Source organism: Schaalia odontolytica, assembly GCF_002847525.1.
Taxonomy (GTDB): domain Bacteria; phylum Actinomycetota; class Actinomycetes; order Actinomycetales; family Actinomycetaceae; genus Pauljensenia; species Pauljensenia odontolytica_B.
Genome location: NZ_PKKM01000001.1, coordinates 154,766 through 181,358 on the forward strand (window position 1 = coordinate 154,766; position 26,593 = coordinate 181,358).

24 protein-coding genes, 1 tRNA gene and 1 riboswitch are annotated in these 26,593 nt (G+C 63.3%); of the genes, 9 read left to right on the forward strand and 16 right to left on the reverse strand.

All coding sequences use genetic code 11. The features are described from left to right. Window positions 1–60 precede the first annotated feature (60 nt). A complete protein-coding gene (locus CYJ22_RS10075) occupies window positions 61–387 on the reverse strand; it encodes a hypothetical protein (RefSeq protein WP_133124149.1) in 327 nt (108 codons plus the stop codon). 681 nt (window positions 388–1,068) lie between these two features. Then, window positions 1,069–1,389 carry a hypothetical protein gene (locus CYJ22_RS00670; protein ID WP_101600331.1) on the reverse strand — a complete coding sequence of 107 codons (321 nt, stop codon included), beginning with the start codon at window positions 1,387–1,389 and terminating at the stop codon, window positions 1,069–1,071. A gap of 464 nt (window positions 1,390–1,853) precedes the next feature. Here CYJ22_RS00670 and CYJ22_RS00675 point away from each other — a divergent pair. Next, window positions 1,854–1,927, forward strand: a tRNA-Pro gene (locus CYJ22_RS00675). Window positions 1,928–2,402: 475 nt separating this feature from the next. Here CYJ22_RS00675 and CYJ22_RS00680 read toward each other — a convergent pair. From CYJ22_RS00680 to CYJ22_RS00700, 5 genes are all read right to left on the reverse strand, one after another. Next, entirely contained in the window at window positions 2,403–3,197 is a 795-nt protein-coding gene (locus tag CYJ22_RS00680; RefSeq protein ID WP_007589289.1) for a DUF421 domain-containing protein, read from the reverse strand. A 46-nt stretch (window positions 3,198–3,243) separates the two neighbouring features. Further along, entirely contained in the window at window positions 3,244–3,756 is a 513-nt protein-coding gene (locus CYJ22_RS00685) for a PH domain-containing protein (RefSeq protein ID WP_034496766.1), read from the reverse strand. Between the two features lie 72 nt (window positions 3,757–3,828). After that, window positions 3,829–4,464, reverse strand: coding sequence for a DNA-3-methyladenine glycosylase I (locus tag CYJ22_RS00690; RefSeq protein WP_101600334.1), 636 nt, complete (start codon window positions 4,462–4,464; stop codon window positions 3,829–3,831). 174 nt (window positions 4,465–4,638) lie between these two features. Continuing rightward, window positions 4,639–6,195, reverse strand: a complete 1,557-nt coding sequence (gene der, locus CYJ22_RS00695; protein ID WP_101600336.1) for a ribosome biogenesis GTPase Der — start codon at window positions 6,193–6,195, stop codon at window positions 4,639–4,641. Window positions 6,196–6,274: 79 nt separating this feature from the next. Further along, entirely contained in the window at window positions 6,275–7,855 is a 1,581-nt protein-coding gene (locus CYJ22_RS00700; protein WP_101600338.1) for a UDP-N-acetylmuramoyl-L-alanyl-D-glutamate--2,6-diaminopimelate ligase, read from the reverse strand. Between the two features lie 72 nt (window positions 7,856–7,927). Here CYJ22_RS00700 and pepN point away from each other — a divergent pair, with 72 nt between their 5' ends. The 7 genes from pepN to CYJ22_RS00735 all read left to right on the forward strand — a co-directional run bounded on the left by pepN (window position 7,928) and on the right by CYJ22_RS00735 (window position 14,458). Beyond that, window positions 7,928–10,507, forward strand: coding sequence for an aminopeptidase N (gene pepN, locus CYJ22_RS00705; RefSeq protein WP_101600341.1), 2,580 nt, complete (start codon window positions 7,928–7,930; stop codon window positions 10,505–10,507). Beyond that, window positions 10,504–11,358 (forward strand): DUF881 domain-containing protein, encoded by an 855-nt coding sequence (locus CYJ22_RS00710; RefSeq protein ID WP_101600342.1) that lies wholly within the window; start codon window positions 10,504–10,506, stop codon window positions 11,356–11,358. Before pepN ends, CYJ22_RS00710 begins: the two co-directional genes overlap by 4 nt. Further along, window positions 11,355–11,687 (forward strand): small basic family protein, encoded by a 333-nt coding sequence (locus tag CYJ22_RS00715; protein WP_007589292.1) that lies wholly within the window; start codon window positions 11,355–11,357, stop codon window positions 11,685–11,687. Before CYJ22_RS00710 ends, CYJ22_RS00715 begins: the two co-directional genes overlap by 4 nt. Window position 11,688: 1 nt before the next feature. After that, window positions 11,689–12,489 (forward strand): DUF881 domain-containing protein, encoded by an 801-nt coding sequence (locus CYJ22_RS00720; RefSeq protein WP_101600344.1) that lies wholly within the window; start codon window positions 11,689–11,691, stop codon window positions 12,487–12,489. Window positions 12,490–12,590: 101 nt separating this feature from the next. Next, on the forward strand, window positions 12,591–13,025 hold the full coding sequence (locus CYJ22_RS00725; RefSeq protein WP_007589255.1) for an FHA domain-containing protein: 435 nt from the start codon (window positions 12,591–12,593) through the stop codon (window positions 13,023–13,025). Between the two features lies 1 nt (window position 13,026). Beyond that, on the forward strand, window positions 13,027–13,794 hold the full coding sequence (gene ftsR / locus CYJ22_RS00730; protein ID WP_007589216.1) for a transcriptional regulator FtsR: 768 nt from the start codon (window positions 13,027–13,029) through the stop codon (window positions 13,792–13,794). A gap of 112 nt (window positions 13,795–13,906) precedes the next feature. After that, window positions 13,907–14,458: a MerR family transcriptional regulator gene (locus CYJ22_RS00735; RefSeq protein ID WP_007589288.1), complete on the forward strand. Its 552-nt coding sequence runs from the start codon at window positions 13,907–13,909 to the stop codon at window positions 14,456–14,458. An 88-nt stretch (window positions 14,459–14,546) separates the two neighbouring features. On the opposite strand, the gene CYJ22_RS00740 is transcribed toward CYJ22_RS00735, so the two are convergent. Continuing rightward, a complete protein-coding gene (locus tag CYJ22_RS00740) occupies window positions 14,547–16,061 on the reverse strand; it encodes an Hsp70 family protein (RefSeq protein WP_034496776.1) in 1,515 nt (504 codons plus the stop codon). A gap of 33 nt (window positions 16,062–16,094) precedes the next feature. Next, entirely contained in the window at window positions 16,095–16,838 is a 744-nt protein-coding gene (locus CYJ22_RS00745; protein ID WP_101600346.1) for a phosphatase PAP2 family protein, read from the reverse strand. Window positions 16,839–17,001: 163 nt separating this feature from the next. Between CYJ22_RS00745 and CYJ22_RS00750 the strand changes: the two genes are divergently transcribed. Next, entirely contained in the window at window positions 17,002–17,367 is a 366-nt protein-coding gene (locus CYJ22_RS00750; RefSeq protein ID WP_007589234.1) for an RNA polymerase-binding protein RbpA, read from the forward strand. Here the strand turns inward: CYJ22_RS00750 and CYJ22_RS00755 are convergent. The 7 genes from CYJ22_RS00755 to CYJ22_RS00785 are packed head-to-tail and all read right to left on the reverse strand — an operon-like array spanning window position 17,364 to window position 26,317. After that, window positions 17,364–18,149: a polyprenol monophosphomannose synthase gene (locus CYJ22_RS00755; protein WP_101600350.1), complete on the reverse strand. Its 786-nt coding sequence runs from the start codon at window positions 18,147–18,149 to the stop codon at window positions 17,364–17,366. The genes CYJ22_RS00750 and CYJ22_RS00755 overlap by 4 nt on opposite strands. A gap of 19 nt (window positions 18,150–18,168) precedes the next feature. Further along, window positions 18,169–19,788, reverse strand: a complete 1,620-nt coding sequence (lnt, locus tag CYJ22_RS00760) for an apolipoprotein N-acyltransferase (protein ID WP_101600352.1) — start codon at window positions 19,786–19,788, stop codon at window positions 18,169–18,171. 15 nt (window positions 19,789–19,803) lie between these two features. After that, window positions 19,804–22,572 (reverse strand): DEAD/DEAH box helicase, encoded by a 2,769-nt coding sequence (locus CYJ22_RS00765; RefSeq protein WP_101600354.1) that lies wholly within the window; start codon window positions 22,570–22,572, stop codon window positions 19,804–19,806. Next, window positions 22,569–23,507: a helix-turn-helix transcriptional regulator gene (locus CYJ22_RS00770; RefSeq protein ID WP_101600356.1), complete on the reverse strand. Its 939-nt coding sequence runs from the start codon at window positions 23,505–23,507 to the stop codon at window positions 22,569–22,571. Before CYJ22_RS00770 ends, CYJ22_RS00765 begins: the two co-directional genes overlap by 4 nt. Then, window positions 23,500–24,432 carry a helix-turn-helix transcriptional regulator gene (locus tag CYJ22_RS00775; protein WP_101600358.1) on the reverse strand — a complete coding sequence of 311 codons (933 nt, stop codon included), beginning with the start codon at window positions 24,430–24,432 and terminating at the stop codon, window positions 23,500–23,502. Before CYJ22_RS00775 ends, CYJ22_RS00770 begins: the two co-directional genes overlap by 8 nt. Window positions 24,433–24,481: 49 nt before the next feature. Then, window positions 24,482–25,531 carry an ABC transporter substrate-binding protein gene (locus tag CYJ22_RS00780; RefSeq protein WP_007589226.1) on the reverse strand — a complete coding sequence of 350 codons (1,050 nt, stop codon included), beginning with the start codon at window positions 25,529–25,531 and terminating at the stop codon, window positions 24,482–24,484. 12 nt (window positions 25,532–25,543) lie between these two features. Beyond that, window positions 25,544–26,317, reverse strand: coding sequence for an ABC transporter permease (locus CYJ22_RS00785; RefSeq protein WP_101600361.1), 774 nt, complete (start codon window positions 26,315–26,317; stop codon window positions 25,544–25,546). A 56-nt stretch (window positions 26,318–26,373) separates the two neighbouring features. After that, a riboswitch (FMN riboswitch) is annotated at window positions 26,374–26,503 on the reverse strand. Window positions 26,504–26,593 lie beyond the last annotated feature (90 nt).

Consider the following 26,593-nt stretch of genomic DNA (forward strand, 5'->3'; position numbering starts at 1 on the left):
GAACCGAGAAGGTATGCGTGTGCCCCGCACCAACAGGTGCGGGGCACACGCATACGGTGCCTAATAGCTGGGATAGTTCTGTCCGGTAGCTGTGCCGCCCGCCTGGCCGTCAGCCGGGCCGAACGGTGGGTACTGGGCCTGTGTGGAGGGCGCTGTTCCATACCCCTGGTCGTTGCCTTGCGTACCATACGTCGGCCCCTGGGTACCCTGAGTTCCGTATCCGTAGGAGGGCGCCCGACCACCATACCCGTACGCGGTTTCCTGGCCGGATTGGGTTCCGTAACCGTAGCCGGGTCCCTGGGCGGGCTGCATGCCATAGACCGGTCCCTGGCCCGTCGGCGTGCCGTAGGTCGGTACCTGGGCAGGGGCGGTGCCGTAGCCGTTCACGCCAGGTGTCCCTGGCGGCACCGGGCCACCGCTGTAGGAGGTATTTCGCGACCAGAGAGGGTTGAAGCCGGTGTAGCGCGATCGGCTCGGGGGAACGGTGCCCTGAGGATAGCCTGTTACCCCGTACTGCGGTCCATTGGTCCCGGTGTAGTTAGGCATATCGTGGACGTCCTTGCGTGCCCGTCGATAAAAAATCATGTAGACGATGGACGCAGGCAAGAAAATGATCGTGATAATCACGATGAGAACGAGGGCCTCAAACGTCGTGAGTCTTGAATCTGAGGTGCTAGAAGTGCTGCGACGTGTATGCGAGAGAGCGTTGCTGACATGGGCTTCATGCAGTGCCTGCGAGGCTGTCGTGGTGTTCAGCCCAATCGTGGCGTCGGAGGCAGGTAACGCTGCAGAGTACGTGACGCTCGGGGTGGTCGGCTGTGCAGATGTGTGTGGAGCGGGACTAACGAGTGCGGTTACTGCGCAGGCAAGGGTGGTTCCGTAGGTAAGAAGCCGATGGGGAATCATGTGGTGTGTCCTCCGTGCGCGGTAGGGGAACAGGGGTAACCGGTTCGATAAACAGCCGGTTGTGTGTACCGACGCGATACAGGGCCTTGATAATGGGCAGAGCGGGCGGATCGAGCGCCAGCGGGAGCGCCTCGCGTCCGATCGCACGCAGGCGAGCTGGACTCAGTATCCGCCGCCGTAGGAGCCGTAGCTACCGTTCGTGCCCGACGTTGGGTAACCACCCTGCTGGCTGCCGTATGGGTTCCCGTAATCTCCCGAGCCGTAGCCGTTTGCCTGCTGGATCGGTGCGTTCATGGGCGCACCTGACTGGGGATACTGAGGCCCTCCGTAGACACTGCCCGTGACGCCATACTGAGGCCCGCCGGGTCCGTTGTAGTTCACGGTCTGCATCTGGCGGCGCGACCCCTGGCTCGCCAGGTAACGGAAGAGGTAGTAGCCGCCTGCGATGAGAGCGAAAAGGACTAGGGAGATGACGACGGCCACAGGGTCGTGGGACGTGGTCCGAGAGCGGAAACGTCGACGGGTTGGCGCCGGTACCGCCGCGCTCGCTTGCACCGTGTCCATGGTGGTAACAGCACGTGCCGGAGAGCTTTCCGCGCTCACGACGACCGCGTTTGCCCGGGCTGTCGGTGTATCCCACATGCCGACGGATGGGACTGCGACTCCAGTGACCGCAAGGGCGAGGGTCGCAGTGGATGTCAGTAGTCGGCGGACGGTCATTTGGATTGCTCCCACGGTGTGTAATGATGACGGATAGACATCAGTCTAGCCGTGCGATTGGTTGATGACCCGCTGTTCCGTGAGGCGATATGGAGGAGGTGAACGCGGACGTCGTGTGGGGCCTTCGGCGCGACGCGCGAATGTGTCATGGCGCACCCCTGTCGGGTTGCTTCCTACTCTCCGGGTGCGCTATAGTTCTACAGGTCGCCACGGCGACGAACTGAATACGGGCTGTGGCGCAGCTTGGTAGCGCACTTGACTGGGGGTCAAGGGGTCGTGGGTTCAAATCCCGCCAGCCCGACGAAAGAACCGTGAGGAGTTTTCCTCGCGGTTTTTTGTTGCCCCGTCGTTCGATCGTCGTGGGCTAGTGGCTGGGGGACCTCTGTCCTTGCCGAGTACGTTCCCGTGGTTTGTAACCGAAATGTGACCCACATTTGCTCGCTTTTATTTCGGCCGGTAAAACGTGGTTTTCTCGCAAATACTCGCAGATTTTCGCAGGTCGCATGCGGTGCGTGGGTGCATTAAAACGGTCTCAATCAGTTCAATGACTGGAGTAAACTGTTTCACAGGTCGAAGTCGTCAACGGGGATGATTTCGACCTGCTTACTGTTGGCGTCTGGGCAGGTGATATGCCCTTTCCTCTGGCTACTAGCTTCTCGCGCACTCGTGCGGTTTTCTACAGTTTCAACTCGCGCGGCTTCGTGTCTCCACAACGACATCCCGGCCTCGTCCATGAAGAACGAGGCCGGGGAACGTGCGCACAGTCGGATAGTCTTTTACTGCGCGGGAGTCTCTTCGGTACTGTCCGGATCCACCGCGAAGTCCTCCAGTGTCGGATTCGCAGTTTCCGGGTTCTCGAACTCGGTCACCATCGTTACCTCGTTGATGGCCGGCTCAGACACTGTCATCGCAGTTGTGTTTCCCGTCTGAGAGACGATGTTCAGCCGGTTGTTGGCGTCAAGTTCGACAACGAAGAGATCCTCCAGGTCGCCGACGCCCGCCGACGAAAGCTCTCCGCGTAGCCACTCCTCGTCGCGATATACCAACTCGAGGTTGTCGGTCACGACCTGCCCATTGGACACCAGGACGTAGTTGATGCCGCCCTCGCCCTTGCGCCGTACCGTCAGGGAGCCGTTGGCTTCGCGTTGTACGAGGCTGATGTCGCTCAGTGAAAAGATGCCCATGCCGCGTAGCTCTGCGAGAAACTCGACTGGGTCGAGCTTGTGATCCGTGTTGTCGAGCGCGTCCTGAGTAAATCGCCCGCCCTCGATGATCGTGTACGCCTTTCCCATCACGAGAGAGCGGGTCGACATGAACTTCGACATCAGGTAGTTCAGGCCGGAGATGATTCCAAAGGTGACGAGCAGGAAGCTGATGTACTCCGCGAACGAGATTGCGTGGTTGTAGATGACGCCGCCGATAACGCCACCGAGGATAAAGTTCCCGATAAAGTCGATCGGTGTCAGCTGGACCGTCCGCTGCTTGCCCGTGAGGCGCAGGTGGAGGACGATCAGGGTGACACCGATCAGGAGCTTAAAGACCGTCATTTCGAAACCATGAATATCGAACATGAGAGCAGTCTATTCGCATGTGGGGACGCGGTTTGGCGTGGTGTGATTAACTCGTCGGATCCGCGTCGATAGCTCCCTGGATGTCATGGAAGATCAGATTGGAGATCTCGACCTGGACCGTCTCAACCTTCGGCACGTCGCGCAGCAGCAATGGATCGTCAGCGGAGGTCTGGAGGGCGAGCGTGCCGCAACCGAAGATCCGGTCGTCGAAGTCCTTTTCGATCTGGATGTCGGAGATGCGGGTGAGTGGCAGATCGTGACCGGTGCGCTTAATGATGCCCTTGCGGGTGATGACTCGCTTCGTCGTCACCGTGTAGGTCGTCGTTATCCACTTGATCCAGGGAACAAGGATGAGCGGAATCGACAGGAGGAGCACGGCGATCCAGATGGTCGGAAGTGCCCAGTAACGCGCGTTCTCCGGGACGTAGAACGAGCCGACCGCCGCTGCGATCACGAGGATCGACTCCACGATGATCGCGGGGAGCAGGGTCTTGATGTGCGTGTGCATGTGCCGGACGACGACCTCGTCCTGGCTGAGGAGCTTTTTCGACAGAGCCATGGCACCATCATGCCAGATCACCGCAACTCGTGAAAGCGTGCGGGTAACAGCTGTGCGCGACCTTACCTGAGGTTAAGCAGGCCTGCGGTGCGTGCCAACAATATCTGTATTCACGATGCCGATTGCCGCCATGAGCGCGAGCATTGTCGTCGGGCCGACAAAACGGAATCCTCTGTCTTTCAGGTCCTTGGCGAGCGCCACCGACTCTGGCAGCTGCGTCGGCACCTCGCCCTGCGAACGCGGACGCGGATCGCACGTCGGGCGATACGACCAGACGAGCTCGCCAAGATGGGACGGGCCGTGCGCCGCGCAGGAAGTGTTTCTCATCGCTACCGTTGCTTGGGCGTTGCTGATTGCCGCCTCGATCTTGCGGCGGTTATGAATGATGCCGGGGAAGCTCATGAGGCGGTCGACGTCCTCAACGGTGAAGGCGGCAACGCGATCGGGCAGAAAACCTTCGAATGCCGCTCGAAAGGCCTCGCGCTTCGCCAGGACCGTGCGCCACGAGAGGCCAGCCTGGAATCCCTCCAGCACGAGACGCTCGAAGACGCCGGCCTCGTCGTGAATGGGCAGCCCCCATTCGGTGTCGTAGTAGCTGCGTAACAGCTCGTCACGGGAGGCCCACTCTGGCCGCACGAGTCCGTCAGAGCACAGAACGAGCCCGTCGGGAATGGTGTGGGGATCGGATGATAAGGGTGAAGTAGTCATGACACGATCATGTTGCCCACGCATACGCGCGTCAAGGCGCTAGGAGAGGCCTGTGGATAACGCAGGCAGGCACCGATGGGCTGTGGATAACAACGGGCGAGAAGCGACCGTTTCCCACGGAGCATAAGGGGCGGGATGCCACGGACGTGACATCCCGCCCCTCATGCGCAATGCTCACTTGCGGCGTCGCTTCTCGCGCACACGCACCGAAATCTGAATCGGTGTGCCGGCGAAGCCGAAGGTCTCGCGCAGTCGGCGTTCGATGAAGCGGCGGTATCCGGGGTCGAGGAAGCCCGTCGTGAAGAGCACGAAGCGCGGGGGCTTGCTCGAGGCCTGGGTGCCGAAGAGGATGCGGGGCTGCTTGCCGCCACGCAGCGGGTGGGGGTGCGCGGCAACGAGCTGACCGAGGAAGGCGTTGAGCTGTCCGGTGGGGATACGGGTCTCCCAGCCTTCGAGCGCGGTGTCGAGGGCGCGCACGATGCGGTTGGTGTGCCAGCCGGTCTTCGCGGCCAGGTTGATTCGCGGCGCCCACTGGATCTGAACCAGCTCGCGCTCGAGCTCGTTCTTGATCTCCTTCTGGCGGTCCTCGTCGACGAGATCCCACTTGTTGGTGACGACGACGAGCGCGCGGCCCGCGTCGATGACCTGCTGGACGACTCGCACGTCCTGCTCGGTTAGCGGCGTCGAACCGTCGATGAGGACGAGGGCGACCTCGGCCTTCTCGATCGCGGCCTGGGTACGGATGGAGGCGTAGTAGTCGGCGCCTGTCGTCCGGTGCATCTTGCGGCGGATACCCGCGGTGTCGACGAACCACCACGAGCGGCCATCGAGCTCAATGAGCTCATCGACGGGGTCACGAGTGGTGCCGGCGAGCTCGTTGACGACGACGCGCTCGCCGCCGGCCAGCGCGTTCAGCAGGGACGACTTGCCAACGTTGGGGCGACCGACGAGGGCGACGCGACGCGGACCGCCGGACGGCAGCGCCGAGGCAACGGCCGACTCGGTCGGGAGGACCTCCATGACGACGTCCAGGAGATCGCCGGTGCCGCGTCCATGCAGCGCGGAAATTGGGTGGGGTTCGCCCAGGCCAAGGCTCCACAGGTAGGCAGCGTCGGCTTCCTGAAGCGGGGAATCCACCTTGTTAGCCGCGAGAATAATCGGCTTCTTCTTGGCGCGCAGCATCTCCACGATGCGCTCGTCCGAGGCGGTGACGCCGACGGTCGCATCCAGGACGAGGACGACGGCGTCAGCCAGATCGACCGCGATCTCTGCCTGCTCGGCGACGGAACGATCCAGACCCTTGACGTCGATCTCCCAGCCGCCGGTGTCGACGAGCGTGAAGTCGCGTCCCGCCCATTCGGCGGGGTAGGAGACGCGATCGCGGGTCACGCCGGGCGTGTCCTGCACGACCGCCTCGCGCCGACCAAGGATGCGGTTGACCAGCGTGGACTTGCCGACGTTCGGCCGGCCGACGACTGCGAGCACGGGCAGACCCGCAGCCACGTCGTCAGATTCCGCGAGCGCAGACTCGCCGGCCAGGAGCGCCAGGTCCTCCTCGTCCAGATCGAACTGGTCGAGGTTGGCGCGCATGAGACGGGCACGCGCCTCGGTCTCCTCGTCGCTCAGTTCGATTGCGGCGGGCGCGCTCTCCACCGCATCAGCGATGTAGTTTTCGGCCGCGTCCGCGTCGAATGCGGCGGTCGCGTCGGGCTGGTTATCAAAGTCATTCACCCGCCCAGTCTACGGCGTGGCGCGCCGTAAAGGCCCGATGGGAGCCCCTGCGGCGCGCCAGTTCACAGCTTCGCAGCGTTTATTCGTGCGAGCGCACGTCGCCCGCGAGGACCTCGGCGGCGACGGGAACGTCGTTGTATCGGTGGTGGATCCCCTGGATCTCCTGGTACCACTCGGCGCCCTTACCCGTGATGATGACGGTGTCGCCAGGCTCAGCAGAGAGGATCGCGCGTCGCACGGCGTCGCGGCGGCAGGTTGTCACCTCGGTGACGTCCTCCATGCCCGGACGCACGGATGCGATGCCGCGCAGCAGGTAGTCGCGAATCGACTGTGGATCTTCGGTGCGCGGATTCTCGTCCGTCACCCACAGCACGTCGGCTTCACGCGCGGCGATTTCGGCCAGATGCTCACGCTTTGTTGCGTCGCGGTCGCCGTCCGTTCCAAAGACGACGACGACGCGGCCGGGGGTAAGCTCGCGGGTTGAGCGCAGTGTCCATTCGAGAGCTTCGGGCGTATGCGCGTAGTCGACGATGACGAGTGGCTGACCGCCGGGCGTCGGGTTGACCTTCTCCATGCGTCCCGGAATCTGGGGAGCATCCTCGATCGACGAGATCACGTCCGCGAGGTCGATGCCGAGGCTCACCGCGCCGACGATCGCGACCGCCGTGTTCTGGATGTTGACCTCACCCAGGATCGGCATGGCAACGCGGTGCCCGGTGCCCGACGGGTCGACGAGGGTAAACACGGTGCGTCCGATCGTCTGATCCGGCGTCACGTCACGCACCTGCCAGTCGGCGGGTTCGTCAGTCAAAGCGGACACGGTCGTCACCGGGACAGTGGCTTGCTCTGCGAGGCGGCGCCCCCACTCGTCGTCGACACACACGACGCCGCGGCGTGAATGCTCCGGCGTGAACAGGAGGGCCTTCGCCTGGAAGTAGTTCTCCATGTCGCCGTAGTAGTCCAGGTGGTCGTGCTGGAGGTTCGTAAACGCAGCCACGTCGAAGACGATGCCGTCGACACGGTGCAGCGACAGGGCATGCGCGGACAGCTCGATGATGCCGGCGCCGCACTCGTACTGCTCGGTTGCTGCCAGGATACGGGCGATGACGGGGGCCTCGGCGGTCGTACGCACGGCCTCGAAGGAGATCGGACCGACGTGGGTCTCCACGGTGCCGCACAGCGACGCCTTCGGGTAGCGCGAGGCGATCGCGGCGCGCATCAGGTACGAGGTTGTGGTCTTGCCGTTCGTGCCGGTGACCGCCATGGTCGTCAGGCGCGTGGCAGGCGATGCGTACACGTTGGCGCACAGTACGGGGACGACGGCGCGCGGGTCGGCCACCTGAATGACGGGCACGCCCAGGCCTCGTTCGAAGGCCTGCGTGCGACCCTCCTCGTCGGTGAGAACGACACTCGCCCCGGCCTCGATCGCCGCGTGCGCAAAACGAATGCCGTGCTGCTTTAGGCCCGGGATTGCGACGAACAACCACTCGGCCTCACAGTCGTCGGACGACACGGTGACGCCGCGCAGGCTGAGGGGGGACTCGGCGATCTGTGCAAGTGAGCCATCGGCGCCGTAGAAACCTTGGATGTCCAGGCCTTCGATGGCGGTCGTCAACGAGACCGGCGCGATCGTGGGACGAATATCAGTCACTGAAGTCATGGGTCTACTCTAGTTCGTCGCGACGGCGGCGCGCGCCACACATACCGGCGGTGACACAGTAGGATAGGGGTCATGCAGATTTTGACACGCAACGAAGCAACCCATCGCGCTGCCCATCTTCATGTCTCCGCCATCGACGTCGTTGTCGATCTTCGAGACGCCCAGGACACCACGAATCCGACCTATCCTGTGACCTCGACCCTGACGCTGACGTCGGATGAGGACCGTACCTTCATCGACATCGCTGGCGAGGTGAAAGAAGTCCTTCTCAACGGCGAAGCCCACGCGTTCGACGACGACGAAGACCGTGTGTGGGTTGGTGGCCTGCCGGTAGGGGAGACGATCACCCTCGAGGTTCGCGCCCTGGCGAGCTACTCGCGCAGCGGTGAGGGCCTGCACCGCTACACCGATCCCGAGGATGGCGAAGTTTACCTCTACACACAGTTCGAGCCCAACGACGCGCACCGTGCGTGGCCGTGCGTGGACCAGCCGGACGTTAAGCCCGAGTGGACCTTCCACGTCATCGCTCCCGTCGGCTGGGTCGTGTCCTCCAACGGCGTTGAAACGGCCGTCGAGGCCTTGGATAACTCGGGCGCGTGCCGCCACGATTTCACCGCAACTCGCCCGCTGTCGAGCTACATCACCGCGATCGTCGCGGGCCCGTGGGCCGTTATCGAGGGTGGCACCTGGAGCGGCGGGGCTTCCGATGGCGGCCACGCCGACCTTCCTCTGCGCCTGCTGTGCCGCCGCACCCTCGAGCGTTACCTCGATTCCGACGACGTATTCGAGGTGACGCGCGCTGGCCTGGACTTCTTCCACGAGCGCTACGGCGTGACCTTCCCGTGGGGATCATACGACCAGGTATACGTGCCCGAATACAACCTGGGAGCCATGGAGAACCCGGGCTGCATTACCTTCAATGAAAACTACATTTCTCGCTCGACCCCCACGTTCTCCGAGCGCCAGCGCCGTGCGAACACGACGCTGCACGAAATGTGCCACATGTGGTTCGGTGACCTCGCCACGCCCTCGTGGTGGGACGACCTGTGGCTCAAGGAATCTTTTGCGGAGAACCAGGGAGCCAGCGCGATTGCCACCGCGACCCGCTACGTCGGTGAATGGGCGAACTTCGCGATGAACCGCAAGATCTGGGCCTACACGCAGGACCAGATGCCGACCACGCACCCGATCGCCGCCGACATCCCGGATGTCGCCGCCGCAAAGACAAACTTCGACGGCATCACCTACGCGAAGGGTGCCTCCGTTCTTAAGCAGCTGGTTGCCTGGGTCGGGGAGGACGCGTTCTACGAGGGCGCACGCCGCTACTTTGCCGAGCACCAGTTCGGCGCGACGAACCTGCAGGATCTGCTCGTTGCACTCGAGGGGGCCTCGCGCCAGGAGCTGTCCTCCTGGAAGAGCGCATGGCTGGAGACCTCCGGTCCGTCGACGCTGTCCGCTTCCTGGGTGACCGACGCTGTCGGTGCCATCACGGACTTCACCCTCCACCAGGGTGGCGAGGCCTGCAACGGTGTGCTGCGTCCCCACCGCGTGACCGTGTCGACGTGGCGCGTTGCGGCTGGCGCACTCGAGCGCACGCACGCTTTCGACGTTCGTATCGACGGCGAGAGCGCTGGGATCGATCCTGAGGGTGTTCTTGCGGTTCCCGGCGGTGCTGCCTCGGCTGACCTCGTCGTTGTGAACGACGACGACCTCACCTACGCAATCTCCCGCCTCGATGAGCGTTCCACCGACGTGGCGCTCGCCTACGTGGGAACCATCGAAGCGCCGATCACGCGCGCTGTGATCTGGGCGTCGCTGTGGAACGCGGTACGCGACGGCCTGCTCGACCCGCGCCGCTTTATCGTCGCCGTTCTCACGGCTGTTCCCGCAGAGACCGAGCCAGCTATCCGCGACCGTTTGCTCCTGTTCGTATCTGAAGCCCTCTCGTCTTTCCTGCCGGGTAGCCTGCGTGGCGACGTGCACGATCAGGTGCTGGCTACGACGATTCGGTTGTCGCGCGAGGCGGCTGACGCTGACGCTTGGCGTTCTTACACGCGGGCCTTCATCGCAGAGTTCGCGGCGCGTGGCGGCGATGAGTACGAGGCCACGGTGCGCACTCTCGCGGCCAGTGACAACCCGGACATTGCCTGGCGCGCCCGCCGCGCTTTGGCGGCTCGAGGCCTCGTTGACGCGGATGCGATTGAGGCGTGGCGCAGCGCAGACGGCTCCGGAGAAGCGGCGCGTATGAGCGTCGAGGCACTCGCCTCGCTGCCGCTCGAGGACGCGCGCTCACGCGCGTGGGAGTCGGTTTATTCGGAATCGCTGTCGAATGACTTCCTGACCGCGACGCTCGCCGGTCTGAACGCCTCGTCGTGGGAGGGTGACGCGGGCGTTGAGGGCGCTGTCGATCGCCTGCGGTCGTACTGGGAAGCCCACACGATCGGCATGGCGCTGCGCTATGCGAATGGCGTGCTCGCCTACGGCCTCGATATCGACCGTGAGGGCAGCGTCGAGCGCTCGGTGGGCCTGCTGCGTGGCTGGCTCGATGCTCACGGCGATGCTCCCGCCCAGCTGCGTCGCATCGTCCTCGAGCATCTGGATGCCTTCGAGCGTGACGAACGCGTGCAGCGCCGATGGAAGCAGGATCAGTGACGCAGGGAGCACACCGAGGTGATATGGCGGGGGAGCAGCTCGAGGCTACCCAGGCCTCGTCTGTCGACCCCGCCGCCTCGATGTCCCTACTGACAGCCCTCCTCGCTAATCCTCTCGACGCCGGGTACGAGCACTATCGCGCCGAGCACGGGTCGAGGCCTGCGAGCGTGAGAGGCAAAATTGCAGTATTCGGGGTCGCCGTCGCGCTCGGCTTTGGCTCCATTGTGGCGACCTCGTCGCTGCGCGCACCCGCGAGCGACGTGAAATCCGATCTGAAATCTCAGGCTTCGGAGCGCACGGCCGCGGTGGAAGCCTTGAACGACGAGGTACAGTCGCTGGGCCGTGCCATTGACCAGTATTCCCAAACCGGCTCGACTGCCCCGTCGAACCCGGCACAGGATCTGATGACAGCGACGACACCTGTCAGCGGGCCTGGTATCACCGTGACTCTGACTGATCGTAGCGGGACCGGAAAGGGCAATGGCAATGTGCGTGACCAGGATCTTGCGATGGTTGTGAACGCCATGTGGGCTGCCGGTGCCGATGCTGTGTCTATCAACGGCCAACGGGTGGGGCCCGAGACGTTTGTGCGCACGGCTGGCTCGGTGATTCTTGTGAACGTCACCCCTGTGTCGTCGCCCTACGAGGTGGCGGCAATCGGCGATGCAAACGCCCTGTCTGTCGCTCTCGTCCGCGGCGCCACTGGCGACTACCTGTCGGCCGCGCAGTCGGTCACCGGTATGACCGTGTCAACCAAAGTCAGCGATAACCTCCAGATGGAGGCACTCACGCTCACAGACTCCCACTACGCAACCCCAGTGGGAGGATCGAACGAAGGTGGTTCTTCATGATTGCCGTCATTGGCTTGATCATCGGCATTGTTCTTGGCGTGCTGCTGGATCCGACCGTGCCAGCGTGGCTTACCCCATTCTTGCCCGTGGCTGTCGTTGCGGGTCTGGACGCCCTCTTTGGCGCCGGACGCGCGTGGCTTGAGGGGCGCTTCGCGGACCGAGTTTTCGTCACGTCGTTCTTTTGGAACGTCGTCGTTGCGTGTCTCCTCGTCTTCCTCGGTACGCAGCTTGGCGTTGGCTCAGCGATGACGACAGCGGTTGTCGTCGTTCTGGGCATCCGTATCTTCTCCAACACGGCATCCATTCGCCGGCTCCTCCTGAAGGCCTGAAATGAACGACGAACCCACCTCGACGGTCCCGCACGAAGACGGCGGCAAGGAACCGACGCGCACGCGGGCATCGCATCGCGCTGGACATACGCACCCGCGTCTGTGGGCGCGTGCTCGTCAAGCGTTTTTCGCTCTTCCCCGCGGGCTTCATGTTGTGATGCTCGTGATCTTTATGATTCTCGGATTCGCGTTGGCGACGCAGGTGCGCGCGCAACGTTCCGACCCGCTTGAAGGGCTCTCCGAGCAAGATCTGGTGACCGTGCTCGATGAGCTGGGGACCCAGGAACAAAATCTGCGTACCCGCCGCGGCGAGCTTTCCGGTGAACTCGATGAGCTGCGTAGTGCAGCCGATGAAGCGCAAGCGCGCGAGCAGGCGACTCGCAAGGCCGAAACGCAGGCACAGATCGCCGCCGGAACGGTTGCCGTGCATGGTCCCGGAGTCACCGTTGCAGTTGCGGACCCAGGCGCTAACTTGACCCCGACACAATTCGTCATGACGCTGGGGGAGTTGCGCAATGCTGGAGCTGAGGCCATTGAACTGAATGGCGTGCGCCTGTCGACGCGAGCAGCTTTCACCGGTCAGGCGGGGGCAATCGTGGTTGACGGTACCCCGATCACGTCGCCGTACACATGGAAGGTGATTGGTGAAGCCCAGACGATCGCAACGGCCCTCGATATCCAGGCGGGATCGGCCGCTCAGATGCGCGCGAAGGGAGCGATCGTTCAGATCACGCCCAGTGATGATCTGTCGATCACCTCTCTCGCGACGCCCAAGCCGCCACAGTTTGCTACCTACGGGTGACATCGCGATAGACGCACCGCCCAGTGGTGCGTGCTCGCGCCTGATACAAGCCAAACGTTTACACTTATCTCAGTTCATCTTCTTATTTCTTGGAGCGCACAATGTCTGACAACCAGCCGTTCGATCCGACTGCAACCTCAGTTTTCGGCTTGGCGCCTGTGGTTGATGAGGTCGAAGAGGCGCCCGTTGCCCTGTCCGCTCGCGACCGCGAGGCCGTCGAGGCGCTGCCCGCCGGATCGGCTCTTCTCATCGTGCAGCGCGGTCCGAACACGGGTGCGCGATTCCTTCTGGACCCGGAGGTGACCAACGCCGGTCGCTCTCCTAAGGCCGATATCTTCCTCGATGACGTGACGGTGTCCCGTAAGCACTGCCAGTTCATCGCCTCTGAGGGCGGACACATCGTTCGCGATTCGGGTTCGCTCAACGGAACGTACGTGAACCGCGAACGCGTTGATTCCATCCAGCTGCGTGCCGGCGACGAAGTGCAGATCGGTAAGTATCGCCTGACGTATCAGCCCTCGACCAAGCAGGCCTGACGTGTCCGCAGCCGTTGCGCACGCGCGGGGGGCAGCTTCGTCTCACGAGGCGCGCTCGTGGCCGCAGGATGCTGATCACAGCCCTGAGCTGTCGATCGGTCGCGTTGTCGACGCTCTGAAAGAGGAATTCCCCGCCATCTCGCTGTCCAAGGTACGTTACCTGGAGAGCGAGGGGCTCGTGGCTCCGGCGCGTACGGGTTCGGGTTACCGCAAGTACTCCGCTGCCGACGTCGAGCGGTTGCGTTACGTGCTCACGGAGCAGCGCGATTCATTCACACCGCTGAGTGTGATTCGCACCCAGCTCGATGCACTCGATGCCGGGCACACACCGACGCGGCGCAGGGTTGCCCAGGTTGTTTCCTCCGAGGGGCAGACGGTGTCGTTGGGCGGACGCCGTGCGATTCCTGCGGCTGACCTGTGCGATCTGACGGGTGTCGATATGGAGACCCTCGAACGCTATACGCGCCTCGGGCTTATCACGCCGGACCTGGCGGGTTATTTTCCCTCGCGTTGCGTGCAGGCAGTGTCCGCTATTGCCCGTCTTGAGTGTGCTGGAGTCGACGTGCGCGTGTTGCGTGCGGTCCGGCAGGGTGCAGAGCGTAGCGCGGATATCATCGATCAAACGGTGTCCTCGCAGCGGGGACGAGGCCGTGGCGCGGATCGCGAACGTGCACGTGCCCGAGCGGTTGAGCTGGGGGAGTTGTTTGCCGAGCTGCACCGCGACATGTTGACGGTAGCCGTGTCCGCTCTCGCGGACGATGGAGACTAAGTCTCATGTTGAACATGAAGGTTAGACTCGCCGCTTCGGTCATTGACCACCGTTCGTCAGTGCTCTACCGTAGTGCTGTTCTCATCAAGTACCACCTGCAAGGAGCCCGACAGTGAGCGCACAAGCGAACGCCGCTAGCCGGCAAGGCATGCTTTTCGGTGACCCGCTCGAAGGCCTTGATACGGACGAGATGGGATACCGTGGCCCGGTCGCATGCAGCGCCGCTGGTATTACGTATCGCCAGCTCGACTACTGGGCTCGCACTGGTCTTCTTCAGCCGTCGATCCGCGCCGCGCGTGGTTCCGGTTCGCAGCGTCTGTACTCATTCCGCGACATCCTTGTCCTGAAGGTCGTCAAGAAGCTCCTCGACGCCGGCGTGTCTCTTCAGCAGGTACGTATCGCAGTGTCATCGCTCCAGAACAGGGGAGTGGACGACCTCGCCTCGATCACCCTGATGAGCGACGGCGCGTCCGTGTACGAATGCACGTCGACGGATGAAGTTATCGATCTGCTTCAGGGCGGCCAGGGCGTCTTTGGCATCGCGGTTGGCCGTGTATGGCGCGAGGTCGAAGGGTCGCTTGCAGAGCTTCCGCTCGAACGCTCCGAGCCCGCGTTCGTTGATGAGCTCGCCGAGCGTCGTCGTTCTAAGCTCTCCGCGTCCTGACACGTCATCTTTCACACTAGCTGTGGGGGCCAGGCTCAGCCTGGCCCCCACAGCTATTTCCGTGTATTGGAAACGCTCGTCGTCGCCGTTAGCGGCGCCCGAGGGGGCGCCTCACCGTGAAGGAGGATTCAACGTCGGTGATTTCGACAGTCACCATCCCGTTTTCGTCGACGATGTAGGATTCCTCAATCAGTGGTCCATCTTCGGTGCGGATGACTGGGACGGTGCTGAGGTCAATGTCATCGCGGCGCAAAGCGCGATCGAAGGGGACGATCACTTCGCCGTAGGGCTGAAGATCGCCGCGCGGCACCCCGGCCTCGTCGAACGACGAATACTCAACGAAGCGGAAGTAGCCGATGTTGTGCGCGGCGCGGTAGCGGCGCTTGATCGTCAGGGTCTCGCCGGGAGCAAGTTCAGTGTTCGGCTCCAGGAGGGTGTCGAACGAGATGAACGAGCCAGCCTCGCGCTCACGGAAGACGCCGACGCCGCGCGAGAGTTGTTCGCGTACCGTGTACGCGGCCTCGGGATCGGCGCCGATAGCGAGGCCGATCGCGGTCGACGCAGCGGTGTGAGGAGAGCGGTGCACGCGGCGGCCAAAGCGCGAACGGAGCACTCGGGCAACAAGCGGCAGCTGCGAACCGCCACCAACGACGTAGAGGCCGGCGATGTCGCCGCCGAGCTGGCCGACACCGGATGCATCAGGCACCAGAAGCGGCTCCATCGCAGCGATCGTCGCTTCAACGAGGGGAGTGGCGGCCTCGTAGAAATCGGCGACCGAAATCGTGACGGGCTTCCCTTCGACAGGTACGGTGATGAACTTCGTCGAAGGGGAGAGGGTCTCCTTGGCGTCGCGCGCGTCTTCGATCAGCTGTTCCCACGCAGCGTCGCCGAGTGTGCCTGAATCCGTACCTGCGGCTGCGGCCAGACGGGTAGCAAGCACCAAGTCGAAGTCGTCGCCGCCGACCATGTTGAGGCCACGCGATCCCATGACCTCGTGAAGCGTACCCGTGGCGGACACAATGGAGGCATCGAAGGTGCCGCCGCCCAGGTCGTAGACGAGGATCGCGGTGCGCTTGGAATTGAGGGTTCCCGCATGGCGGTGGGTGTACTCGAAGCCGGCAGCGGAGGGTTCGTTGACCATCGCGAGGACGTCCCAACCCGCGCGGCGGAAGGCCTCAAGAGTAAGGAAGCGCTGCGCCGACCACGCGTGCGCCGGAATGCCGACGAGGGCTTCGAGCGGCTCCGAATCAGGCAGCGACGCGATGGAGGAGTTGGTACGAAGCTGGCGCACGACGTAGCTGAGGAAACCTGTCAGTGCGTCGAGGATCGAGATGCTGTGATTGCCCAGGCGCAGCGTCGAGGTGTCAGTCACCGACGGGTCGGAGAGCAGGCGCTTGAAAGAGCGCAGGTGGGGAGCGCCCTCCCTGGCGGCGTCCTCGGCATCAAACCCATAGATCAGTCGGTCGCCGTCAAGAGCGATGATGGACGGAACGAAATCGACCGTATCGTCATTATTGTTGACGAAGGAAACGATCGGATAGTTGCCCCGATCGACGATAGCGATCGCAGTGGTTGTGGTGCCAAAATCAACTCCGAGTCTCATGGCACCCACACTAGCGTTTAAATAGGGGAGGTCCTAGGACGTCTCGCCGGGCGTTCCTACATTCCCCAGTAAGGCCCTGTTTACAATGGTGACAAAGAGCCAGGCGAGCAGGAAGTATGCGCATCCAGCAATGGCATCAACCACATAATGGTTGGCTGTTGCGACGATTGTCACGATCGTTAAAGCGGGGTGGATGGCGAGGATGAGTCGCGCCCACCACGAGCGCCACACGTACGTTCCGAGCATGACTGCAACCCACACGGACCAACCCGTGTGCATCGATGGCATAGCGCCGTAGGGGTTCGCGAGCGTGCCAAACAGCTGAGAATATGCGGACGTGTGCTCGGCGACCGCATCGACGAAGCCGAGCTCAGGGACGAGGCGCGGGGGAGCCAGGGGATAGGTCCAGTAGGTGACGAGCGCTCCAATCGTCATGATGACGAGTGTCCATCGGGCGACCCGATAGTGAGCGGGGGCCTTCAGCCATAGAATGACCATGGCAAAACCAGTCATTGCGAAAAAAGAAACGGCGTACTGGGTCGAAGCGAGCGATGCGACGAATGGGTGGGCTGTCAGCCATGCGTTTGCACGGGCTTCGATGAACAGGCCGAAGCGGGACTCGAAGGCGGCAACATCGTGCGCATGTGCGACGGCGACGGATTCGGGTGCCTTCGCAAGGAACGACAGAATTGAATACGACAGGCATGCCAGCGCGAGCACGATGGTCTCTCGGATGGCAGGGGGGCGCTGTGTGCGCGGGTCGCAGTCTGTCGTCATGGTTGTAACTGTACCGCGTGGTTGGAGAGAGGTAAGGAAAGAAAAACGGACATAATGTACATTATCGGATCGAAGGGGTGGGGCGTAGCTGAGCCTCAGTATCGTTCCGCTTGACGTGTCAGATAGAATGGTCCCGTTTCTTATCTACGTCCAGGAGGCTGTTATGGCTGACCGCGCACTGCGTGGCATGCAGATCGGTGCGAAGTCCCTCGAGTCCGAGGACGGCGTCGTTTTCGCCGACCGTTTCGTCGTTCGTTACGCCTGCCCGAACGGACATGAGTTCGAGGTGACGCTGTCCAGTGAGGCGACGGCTCCGGCGACCTGGGAATGCAAGTGTGGTCAGACCGCTGAGCTTATTGGCGAGACCGTTGAGGACGAGGAAAGCAAGCCCGTCAAGCCGCAGCGTACCCACTGGGACATGCTGCTCGAGCGTCGCTCGGTCGAAGAGCTTGAAGTTGTCCTTACTGAGCAGCTCACTGCGTACCGCGAGGGTCGCCTGCGTCCCGAAGGCTCTTACCGCAAGGGCTAACGCTTCGGCAAGATCCGTCGCGCGGCCTGGGCCACTCGGCTCAGGCCGCCTTTCGTTACCATCACGAGTTCCTCGACGAAAATCGACGAGTCGAGCTTCGATTCGCCGGCCATGCGTTCGTCGAAGGTGATCGGAACCTCGGCGATAACGGCTCCCAGGGAACGCTCGAGCTCGGTCATTTCGACCTGGAATCCGAATCCTGTCGTCGCTACCCGACCGAGAACCTCGTGCTGGGCTAAAAAGGCGCTACGGTGCAGGCGTAGCCCTGCTGTTGCGTCTTTGACCGGAGTGCCCAGGCAAAATCGGACATAATAATTGCCTGCTTTTGACAGGGCGACGCGCTTGGACGACCACCCGTTGATGGCACCGCCGGGCACCCAACGCGAGCCGATGACGAGGTCGGGCTTATCGGGCCCAGCCATACGTGCCAGCAGCTTCGGCAGATCCACCGGGCGGTGAGATCCGTCCGCATCCATCTGGAGAATAAACGGATAGCCCTGCTCGATTCCCCAACCCATACCGTCGACGTAAGCGGTTGCAAGGCCGGACTTCGCGGGACGGTGCAGGACGTGAAGCCGTTCCTCGTCCTTGCAACGAGAATCGACCCACTCCCCCGTTCCATCCGGCGATGAGTCATCCACAATGAGGATATGGGCATGGGGCACGTGTGCCCATACGCGCGTGAGAATATCCGGGAGCGTCTCCATCTCGTTGTAGGTTGGAATAACGATCAGGGTATGGTCCCCCTGCGGAGACGGAACAAGGCGCTCAGAAACGGTCATGATTCACATTTTGCCGAATTTAGTGGCTCGACGCACGCCTGGCACGCGCTGAGGCCCTTATTCCTTGCCCGATAACTGTCACTAACGCCAGAGCGTTGATAACAAACGTGGCGGCCATGACGGCGCCTGGAACCCTCTCCCCCGCCCACGCTGTCACTGTCAGCGACGAACGCAGCGGAATATCGGCGGCGAGTGTTGCTGCCTGCTCGGTACCGGTGCTCTCCAAAATCGAACCGTCGGGCCGAATCACGTAGGAATGACCTGTTGTTGAAGCCTGGACGGCGCTGCGCGAATACTCCATCGCGCGCATACGCAACAGCTGTCCCTGCTGGGCCGACTCGCCCGAGGAACGGAAGTGATAGTTGTTCGACGGAACGATAATCGCCTGTCCGCCACGAGCCACGCCATCGCCGATCACCATAGGGTAGGCGGCCTCGAAACAGATACCGACCGCGAGAGGAACGCTGCGCCCATCGCGTGCCTCAATCGTCATCAGGGGAGGCTCCTCCCCCGCTTCCATATCCTTGCTGGACTGAGCAACTTCGGTTGCGAACGAAGCAATGAAGTCCCGGAAAGGAATGAACTCGCCAAAGGGAACGGGAACGTGCTTGGAGTAACGTGCGGCCTCGTCCATTCCCGTGCCCGGGTCCCATACCGCCAGCCAGTTCTTCACGCGGTCGCGCTCGTTCAGGTTCGTGTAGCCGATCAGGATCGGCGCATCGAGCGCCGTGGCGGCTCGATCGACGGCCTGGCCAATCGCAGGGAATGCAAGCGGATCGCGGTCAACGGATCCTTCGCCCCAGATTGCAAGATCGATCGGGTCGTGCGCGAGCTCCGGCGAACTCGCGAGCTCCAGGGATGCCCGCACGTTGTTGTCGGTCACCTCGCCCTCACGACTGTAGGCCTGAGCGCCCGGCAACGCGATATCGCCCTGGACGACACCGATACGCAGCATTCCGTTCTCAGCCTGATTCGGTAGCGTCACCGCAAGCGGAGCGATAAACGCGCCTGCCACGATCAGGGCAAGGGCTGGACGCGAAAACCAATGCTCGCGCACGACGCTGGCATCGCGAGCGGCACAAGCACGCCGAACCAGAACCGCCAGGAAAACAACGACGACAGTGATCAGTGTGGTTCCCCCGTAGGGAGCCAGGCGGCCAAGGGATGAATCGACCTGCGGCAATGCCACCGACCCCCAGGGAAAGCCCGACCACGGCCAGCGCGAGCGCGCGGCGTCAACACCGGCCCACGTGAGTGCGTAGAACAGGGCCTGCATGATGGGTCCCCGTGCCCATGCCCACAGCTGTGTCCAACGCGCGAATAACGCCCATGCCATGAGGAAAAGAGTCTGGACGAACGCAAGGACGAACCAGGGAGGCCTCGTACCCACCGCCAAAGGAATCCAGTCGATGAGCGGAATCCAGAAGCTCATGCCGAACACGAAGGTAACCGTCAGCGCACGCGGTGCCCTGGCCTCGTCGATGCGTGAAATGTACAGTGCGAGAGCGGGCACCGAGAGCCACCACCAGCCCAGCGGCGGGAACGACGCATACAGCGCGAGTCCCGCAACAGCGGCGATGATCGAATCACCGCAGATGTGTGCGAACGAGACCCGTCGCAAGATCTCCTGATGCCCCACGAGCCCTCCGCTCTCTTAAATCGTCGACCACGCAACGATACCGCGTCCGATGCGGTCCTTCGCGGCCTCGGCTTTACGTGCAAGCTCGCCGCTAGACGACGCCGACGCGATCTGACCGAGGCAGTCCATGACCTGACGCATCCAGCGGACGAAGTCTCCGGCCTGGATCGGCGTGGCATCAATAGCTGTGGCCAGCGTCGAGCCGTGCGCCCACGCAAGTGTGGCAGCCATCAGACCGGCGTCGAGGCTCGGGGTCAGGTCGCAGCCACAGGCCTTTTCGACGCGGTGCACGCGCTCCAGGGTCGCGAGGCTCTCGTGCCAGGCTTCCTGCACACGCATGCCCACACCTGCGGGTGCCAGCTGTTGGGCATCGTCGTCGGAACGTGAATCGTACACGAGGGCCGAGACCATCGATGCAAGCTCTGCCTCGTCGAGCTCATTCCACGTGCCCTCATTCATCGACATGGCGACGACCAGGTCGCGCTCACCGAAGATTCGGCGCAAGCGCTGACCCGCGTCTGTGACCTCATCCCCCGCCAAAAATCCGAGACGTTCGAGGACCGCGCAGACACGATCAAACTGGGCAGCCACGGAACCCGTCTGGGAGTCGATGGACGAGCGGAGACGATCGATCTCGCGCGCCAGGCGTGCCCACTGGGCGCCGGCTCGAGCGTGCTCCTCGCGATGCGGGCAGCGGTGCACCGGATGCTGACGCATCGCGAGACGTAGTGCCGAGACCGCATCAGAGGCCTGCGTGGAATCTGCTGGGACCTCGTAGAGGCCCCTGGCTGCGCCGGAACGCAGCTCTCCGGCGATGCGCGTGCGCTCCTTCGTGCGCCGTAGTGCCGAGCCACCGGGAATGGACATATGGCCGACGACAGCAATTGCACCGCGCACGTCTTCGGGGGCCAGTGCCCTCCACGTGGCGTCCTCCCCGATCACCGAGACCTCAACTCTGCCCGAGGCGCTGGTCGCCTTTGCCCCAACGACACACAGCCGCGTCTTGCGGCCACGAGTCAGTGCGAGGACGTCACCCGGGCGCACGCCGGACAGAAGACGACGCGATTCATCACGTGCCTCGCGCTTGCGCGCTCGTGCGCCGGACTTCTCCGCCTGACCCAACTGGTCGCGCAGCGTCAGGTACTCGCGGACATCGCCGTGCGAACACGACAGGTCCTCGGCCGTCGCGTCGCGCTGAGCCTCCAACTCGGTTAGTCGCGACGCGAGCGCGACGACAGCGGAATCGGCCTGATACTGCGCGAAAGAGGACTCCAAGACCTTGCGAGTCTGGGCGCGCGTCGAGCGCGCGAGCAGGTTGACGACCATGTTGTACGTCGGAGTGAACGCGGAAATCAACGGGTACGTGCGCTTTGACGCGAGGGCTGCGACCTCTTCGGGTGCCACTCCCCCACGATGCGAGACGACAGCGTGCCCTTCGGTGTCAATACCGCGACGCCCCGCGCGTCCCGAGAGCTGCGTGTACTCGCCAGCAGACAGAGAGACATGCGCCGAGCCGTTCCACTTCGTGAGAGACTCGATGACGACCGTGCGAGCGGGCATATTGATGCCGAGTGCCAGCGTTTCCGTCGCGTACACCATCTTGACGAGGCCGCGCGAAAACAGGTGCTCGACGCTTTCCTTCATGAGGGGCAGCATGCCAGCGTGGTGGGCAGCGATGCCGCGCATGAGGCCGCGTTTCCACGCCTCGGTACCGAGAACAATGGCATCCTCGGGAGGAAGAAGCGCGATGACCTCATCCACGTAGCTCTCGATCTCGGCGGCCTCCGAGCGCGTCGTCAGCGTGATGCGCGTGGAGAGGATCTGACGCACCGCGTCCTCGCATCCTGCCCGCGAGAAGATAAAGGTGATGGCGGGCAGCAGCCGCGCACGGTCAAGAGAAATCAGCGTCGAGGGGCGCGACTCGCGACGTACCCGGACCTCGTGGTTCCACGAGCGCGAGCCGCGCCCGCCACGCATCCCTGAGTCGCGCGTCGCCGCCACGAGCTCGGGGTTCAGCTTCCCCTTACCGGTGGGCGCGTACAGGTCGAAGATGTCCTCGCCGACAATCATGTGCTGGTAGAGCGGGACGGGACGCTTCTCAGAGACGATAATCTCGCAGGTGGAGCGCACCTCACGGATCCACGCCCCGAACTCCTCGGCGTTGGACACCGTGGCAGACAGCGCGATGATCGCAACGTGTGTGGGCAGGTGAATGATCACTTCCTCCCACACCGGGCCGCGCATCTTATCCGCCAGGTAGTGGACCTCGTCGAGGATAACGACGCCCAGGTCATCGAGGGCTGCACCAGCGTAGATCATGTTGCGCAGGACCTCTGTCGTCATGACGACGACCGGGGCACCGGAGTTCACCGACGTGTCGCCGGTTGCCAGGCCGACGTTGTCCGCACCGTAGAGGTCGCACAGCTCCAGGTACTTCTGGTTGGACAAAGCCTTGATCGGCGTCGTGTAGAACGCGCGCATTCCCTGCTCGAGCGCGACGTATGCGCCGAACTGGCCCACGATGGTTTTACCCGCGCCCGTAGGAGCGGCCACGAGGACAGAGCTGCCGGCCTCGACGGCATCGAGTGCCTGGATCTGGAATGGGTCAGGGGTGAAACTTAGCGTGGACACCCAACGGGCGCGCAGCGACGAGGCAGCCTGCGCCTCGGCCTTGTACGCGGCGTAGCGCTGGGCTGCACTGCCCACGCCGAGGCCGACTTCCTCCTCGCGCTGGGTCATGTGGTCAGCATCCCGGGTGCGGTGGCGACGTCGTTTGGGGCTCACGATGCATCCTCTCGGTTCCAGGTCGACAAAACTGAGCGCGCACGGCGTGCGGCCTCCTCGCGCATATCCGGCGTTGCTGCGCGCAGGTGTGGGGCAATGTCGATGAGGAGGCTCAGGCCCCACTGTTCGTTCCAGACGGGCAGGGTGATGCGCGCTCCCCCGCCGTCCAGCTCGGCAATGATGTGACCGTCGTATTCGTCGGCGATCCACCGAGCATCGCGATCGACGTCGAGCGTCCAGGAGGGTGCGTCATGACGCATGCGGCGCGGCTCCTCGACGCGTGGCCCCTCGCCGCGCACGTCGCTGATGGACGCGACCGCAAAGCTGCGCGCCTCGCCCGAGCGAGTACACCATCCGCGCAGAAGCCAGCCGCTCGCGCTCGCCTCGAGCGACCACGGGTCGACGATGCGGCGCGTGCGAACGCCTGAAGCGGACACATAGGAGAAAGACACTCGTTCTTCGCGCAGGAGGGCGTCGCGCAGAGTCTCAAGGCTCGCGCTTGACGAGGCCAGAGACGGGATCGCTTCCACGTGCTGTTCGGCCTCAGCCTCTTTCAAGCCACCGAGCGCGCAGACAACGAGGGCTGCATGCGGAACATGCGTGGAGAGCTCCTTGCCGAGCAGCGGAGTCATCGCAGATAGGCCAATGAGAAGAGCCTGCGCCTCAAGCGTTGACAGCCGCAGCGGTGCCGAGGCACCCAGCGTCGAGCGCAGTGAGACACGCTGTTCTTGCTCGTACAGCTCCCAATCGAGCTCAAAGGACGCGCCGGGCAGTGAATCTCCAACAGAGGCAAGGTATTCGACGTCGCGACGCACCTGCCGACGAGTGCGATGGAAATGCGCAGCGATCTCATCGACGCTCGCGCCCGGGTGCTCGCTCATCCACGCCACCATCGAGGCAAGCCGGACGACGGCCAGCTGAACGTTCTCAGGCATCGTGCTCACCCCACGTAGCAGCAATACGCAGACGCGTTACCATCGCGTCTCGCAGCGGCTCGGGTGCGACGACGATGACGTCGTCTGCCAATGGAAGAAGACGGCCTATCCACGTTCCCATCTCTGCGCCTTCAAGCGCGATACGTTCCCAGCCGTGCCGAGGCGAGCTGTGCTCCTCAGACGATGCCCCGGCCTCGTGACCGTGGAGAAGCGTGCGCGCAGTGGAGTCCGCGCGCACGTGGACAACGGGAGAGACAAACGATGACACGCGAGGAAACGCCGCTCCCTCGGGTGGAAGCGAAGCGTCGCCTGGCTCTCCGATGAAGGAAATCTGCGAGCGTATGCGCGACACACGGAAGGTGCGTTCGTCCCCTCGGTCGAGATCCCACCCCCACAAGTACAAGGCGCGACCCTGCACCGACAGAGCCCACGGCTCGACGGAGCGCTCAGTGAGCTCGCGCGAGCCAGGGTATTCGAAACACACCACGCGCCGCTCGCGAATGGCCTGCGACAAGACAGTGGCGGCCCCGATACCGGTGAGACCCAGACGAATAGCGGGAGCAGGAACGTCCTCGGAGGAAGCTGCAGCTGCCTTCGCATCGATCGCGTCGGCGAAAAATTCGCTGCTGTCCCACGCGCGTGCGGCCAGCGACATGAGCGCGCGGTCGGTACTCGTCACTTCGATGCCGGGCGCAAAAGAATCCCAGGCGATGCTGTAGCGCTCCCCCGACTGGATCGTCATGTGGGCACCAGCGTCGCGCAATGCATCTTTGTCACGCTGGAACTGCGTTTCGAAGGCATCGTCCGCGAGCCCCTGATATCCGGGAAGAGCACGCAATTGCGCCTTCGTGCGCCCGGGACGCGCGCCCAGGAGCTCGACAAAAAGCTCAAGGACGCGCACGTTAGCGTTGACAGCGGTACTCACCCGCCTACCCTACGCGAAACGCGCGCGTCCCGAGCATACGGCGCACCGTTTAGGACTGAGGCGACGCGGCATCAGCCGTGCTCGCGTACTCGTTGGTCACGATGACGGTCGGATCGACGTCTCCTTCGAGGACCCCAATCGACGTCAGGAACGACACCATGGAAGACCAGGTGGCGAGATCCTGCACGCCGTCAGCGTGGGCATCGTCTCCGAGCCACAGAGGAACGGTCGCAGCGAGTACGGCATTGGCTGCGGCCAGCGACGTCTCGTCGCTGAGCGTCGTATCCCACTTCACCGTCGCGTCAATCGCGACCTGAGGATCGGCTGCGATCGCGTTCATCGCCTCGGTGGTTGCGGACACGACCGCGCGTGCCGCATCAGGGTGGGCCTGCGCCCACTCGCGTGTCGTAATAATCGAGGCCGCCACCAGCGGAGTCGAGGCACCATCCAACGGGATCTCCCGGATGTCGATGCCCGCCAGTCTCATCTGCACCGCGTCATTGTTGGTAAAGCCAACGACTGCGTCCACCTGGCCAGCCGCGAGGGCCGCTTGCTGCGTGTAGCCAATCGACGAAATGGTCACGTCTGATGTCTGCAGGCCACCGGCCTTGATAGCGGCAAGGGTGGCATAGTAGCTCGAACCATACTCACCCGGAATACCGATGTTCTTTCCGGCGAGGTCAGCCAGGCTTGTAATCGATGACGAGGCAGGGACGATGACACTCCCCGGGTAGGTCGCGTAATACTGGCCAATCGACACGAGGTCCATGCCCTGCGAGGCGGCAACCGCAGCCTCGTCGCCGGAGGCAATGACCACGTCCTCCTGGCCGGCGAGAAGCGCCGTGAACAGACCCTCGTCCGAGCCGTGATGGCGAACGGTGGGCGTGATGCCGGCGTCGTTATACAGCCCCTGAGAATCAGCGACATAGACGGGAGCAAACTGCACGTTTGGAATGTAGGTCAGGCCGATCGTCACGTCCGAGGCGCCCTTCGAGGACGCGTCCGACTGCGTTGCGCCGGGACCGGCTGTGCAAGCGCCCAGTGTCAGCGAGACGCTGGCCCCAATAACGGTCGCGCGAACGAAAGTGGAAAGCTTCAAGGGATGTCTCCTTCACTGCGTGATGGCGTAACGCTTTGACCGCTCAATGCGATACACGATGACATACAAAACTGTTGCCATGATGCACAGGATCGTGATGACGACAAACATGCCGGCGGTGTCCACGTTGCTTCTCATTTGAGTGAGTACCTGCCCGAGCCCGGACCCTCCCATGACCATCTCCCCCACGACTGCGCCCGTGACAGACAGAGCAAACCCGTTACGCAGGCCGCCCAGAATGGCGGGCGCGGCAAGAGGTAGCTCCATGTGTGCGGCCATCGTCCAGCCCGTCGCGCCGTCAAGTGCAGCAGCTTCGAGCAACTCGCGATCGATATGACGCAAGCCGACGACGGTGGATACAAGGATCGGGAAAAACACCATGAGCGCGCACAGTACGATAACCGGCGTGATGCCATACCCGACCCACAGCACGAGAATGGGGGCGATTGCGATGGCGGGCAACGCTTGGGTTGCTCCAAGGAAGGGCTCCACCGCCGCAGCCAACAGGCGCCAGCGGTAGATCGCGTACGCTAACGGCAGCGCAACGACCGTTCCGAGCGCGCACCCCGCGATGGCCTCGCCTCCCGTCACCGCAATCTGGCGCCAGGTGGTAGGGCGCTGGAGCAGTGCCACGCCTTTTCGGGCAACAGCAAGCGGATCGGGCAGACGCCAGGCTTCGATGCCGGTCAATGTTGTCGTCAGCCACCATCCCGCCAGCACAAGGGCAAGGAAGATGATCGGTGCCGCGACGGTGAGCGCACCGCGGGGCTTGTTCCGAATTGCCACGACTTACTTTCCGACACCGGGGGTACGCGCAGCACAGCAGACGCACGGATGCGCCTCATGCACTCCTCCCATCCGGACTTTAACCGTCGGTGCCGGAATTTCACCGGCTCAACCGCCCTCGTTCTGTGAAGGCGGGTCGCGGACTATCACCGCCGGTTCGGACTTTCACCGACCCCGGAGTACTCGTGTGCCATTGTGCCACCGACCGGCGTGCTGCGCGAGGCGTATCCGCTATGAAAGAAAAAGGGCGGCCGGACGGGATCTCGTCCCGTTCCG

What these genes read in the sequence shown, in the direction of transcription:
- CYJ22_RS00680 (WP_007589289.1), bottom strand. Translation starts at nt 3,197, where the DNA reads ATGTTCGATATTCATGGTTTCGAAATGACGGTCTTTAAGCTCCTGATC.
- CYJ22_RS00685 (WP_034496766.1), bottom strand. Translation starts at nt 3,756, where the DNA reads ATGGCTCTGTCGAAAAAGCTCCTCAGCCAGGACGAGGTCGTCGTCCGG.
- CYJ22_RS00690 (WP_101600334.1), bottom strand. Translation starts at nt 4,464, where the DNA reads ATGACTACTTCACCCTTATCATCCGATCCCCACACCATTCCCGACGGG.
- CYJ22_RS00700 (WP_101600338.1), bottom strand. Translation starts at nt 7,855, where the DNA reads ATGACTTCAGTGACTGATATTCGTCCCACGATCGCGCCGGTCTCGTTG.
- pepN (WP_101600341.1), top strand. Translation starts at nt 7,928, where the DNA reads ATGCAGATTTTGACACGCAACGAAGCAACCCATCGCGCTGCCCATCTT.
- CYJ22_RS00715 (WP_007589292.1), top strand. Translation starts at nt 11,355, where the DNA reads ATGATTGCCGTCATTGGCTTGATCATCGGCATTGTTCTTGGCGTGCTG.
- CYJ22_RS00720 (WP_101600344.1), top strand. Translation starts at nt 11,689, where the DNA reads ATGAACGACGAACCCACCTCGACGGTCCCGCACGAAGACGGCGGCAAG.
- CYJ22_RS00725 (WP_007589255.1), top strand. Translation starts at nt 12,591, where the DNA reads ATGTCTGACAACCAGCCGTTCGATCCGACTGCAACCTCAGTTTTCGGC.
- CYJ22_RS00740 (WP_034496776.1), bottom strand. Translation starts at nt 16,061, where the DNA reads ATGAGACTCGGAGTTGATTTTGGCACCACAACCACTGCGATCGCTATC.
- CYJ22_RS00745 (WP_101600346.1), bottom strand. Translation starts at nt 16,838, where the DNA reads ATGACGACAGACTGCGACCCGCGCACACAGCGCCCCCCTGCCATCCGA.
- CYJ22_RS00750 (WP_007589234.1), top strand. Translation starts at nt 17,002, where the DNA reads ATGGCTGACCGCGCACTGCGTGGCATGCAGATCGGTGCGAAGTCCCTC.
- CYJ22_RS00755 (WP_101600350.1), bottom strand. Translation starts at nt 18,149, where the DNA reads ATGACCGTTTCTGAGCGCCTTGTTCCGTCTCCGCAGGGGGACCATACC.
- CYJ22_RS00770 (WP_101600356.1), bottom strand. Translation starts at nt 23,507, where the DNA reads ATGCCTGAGAACGTTCAGCTGGCCGTCGTCCGGCTTGCCTCGATGGTG.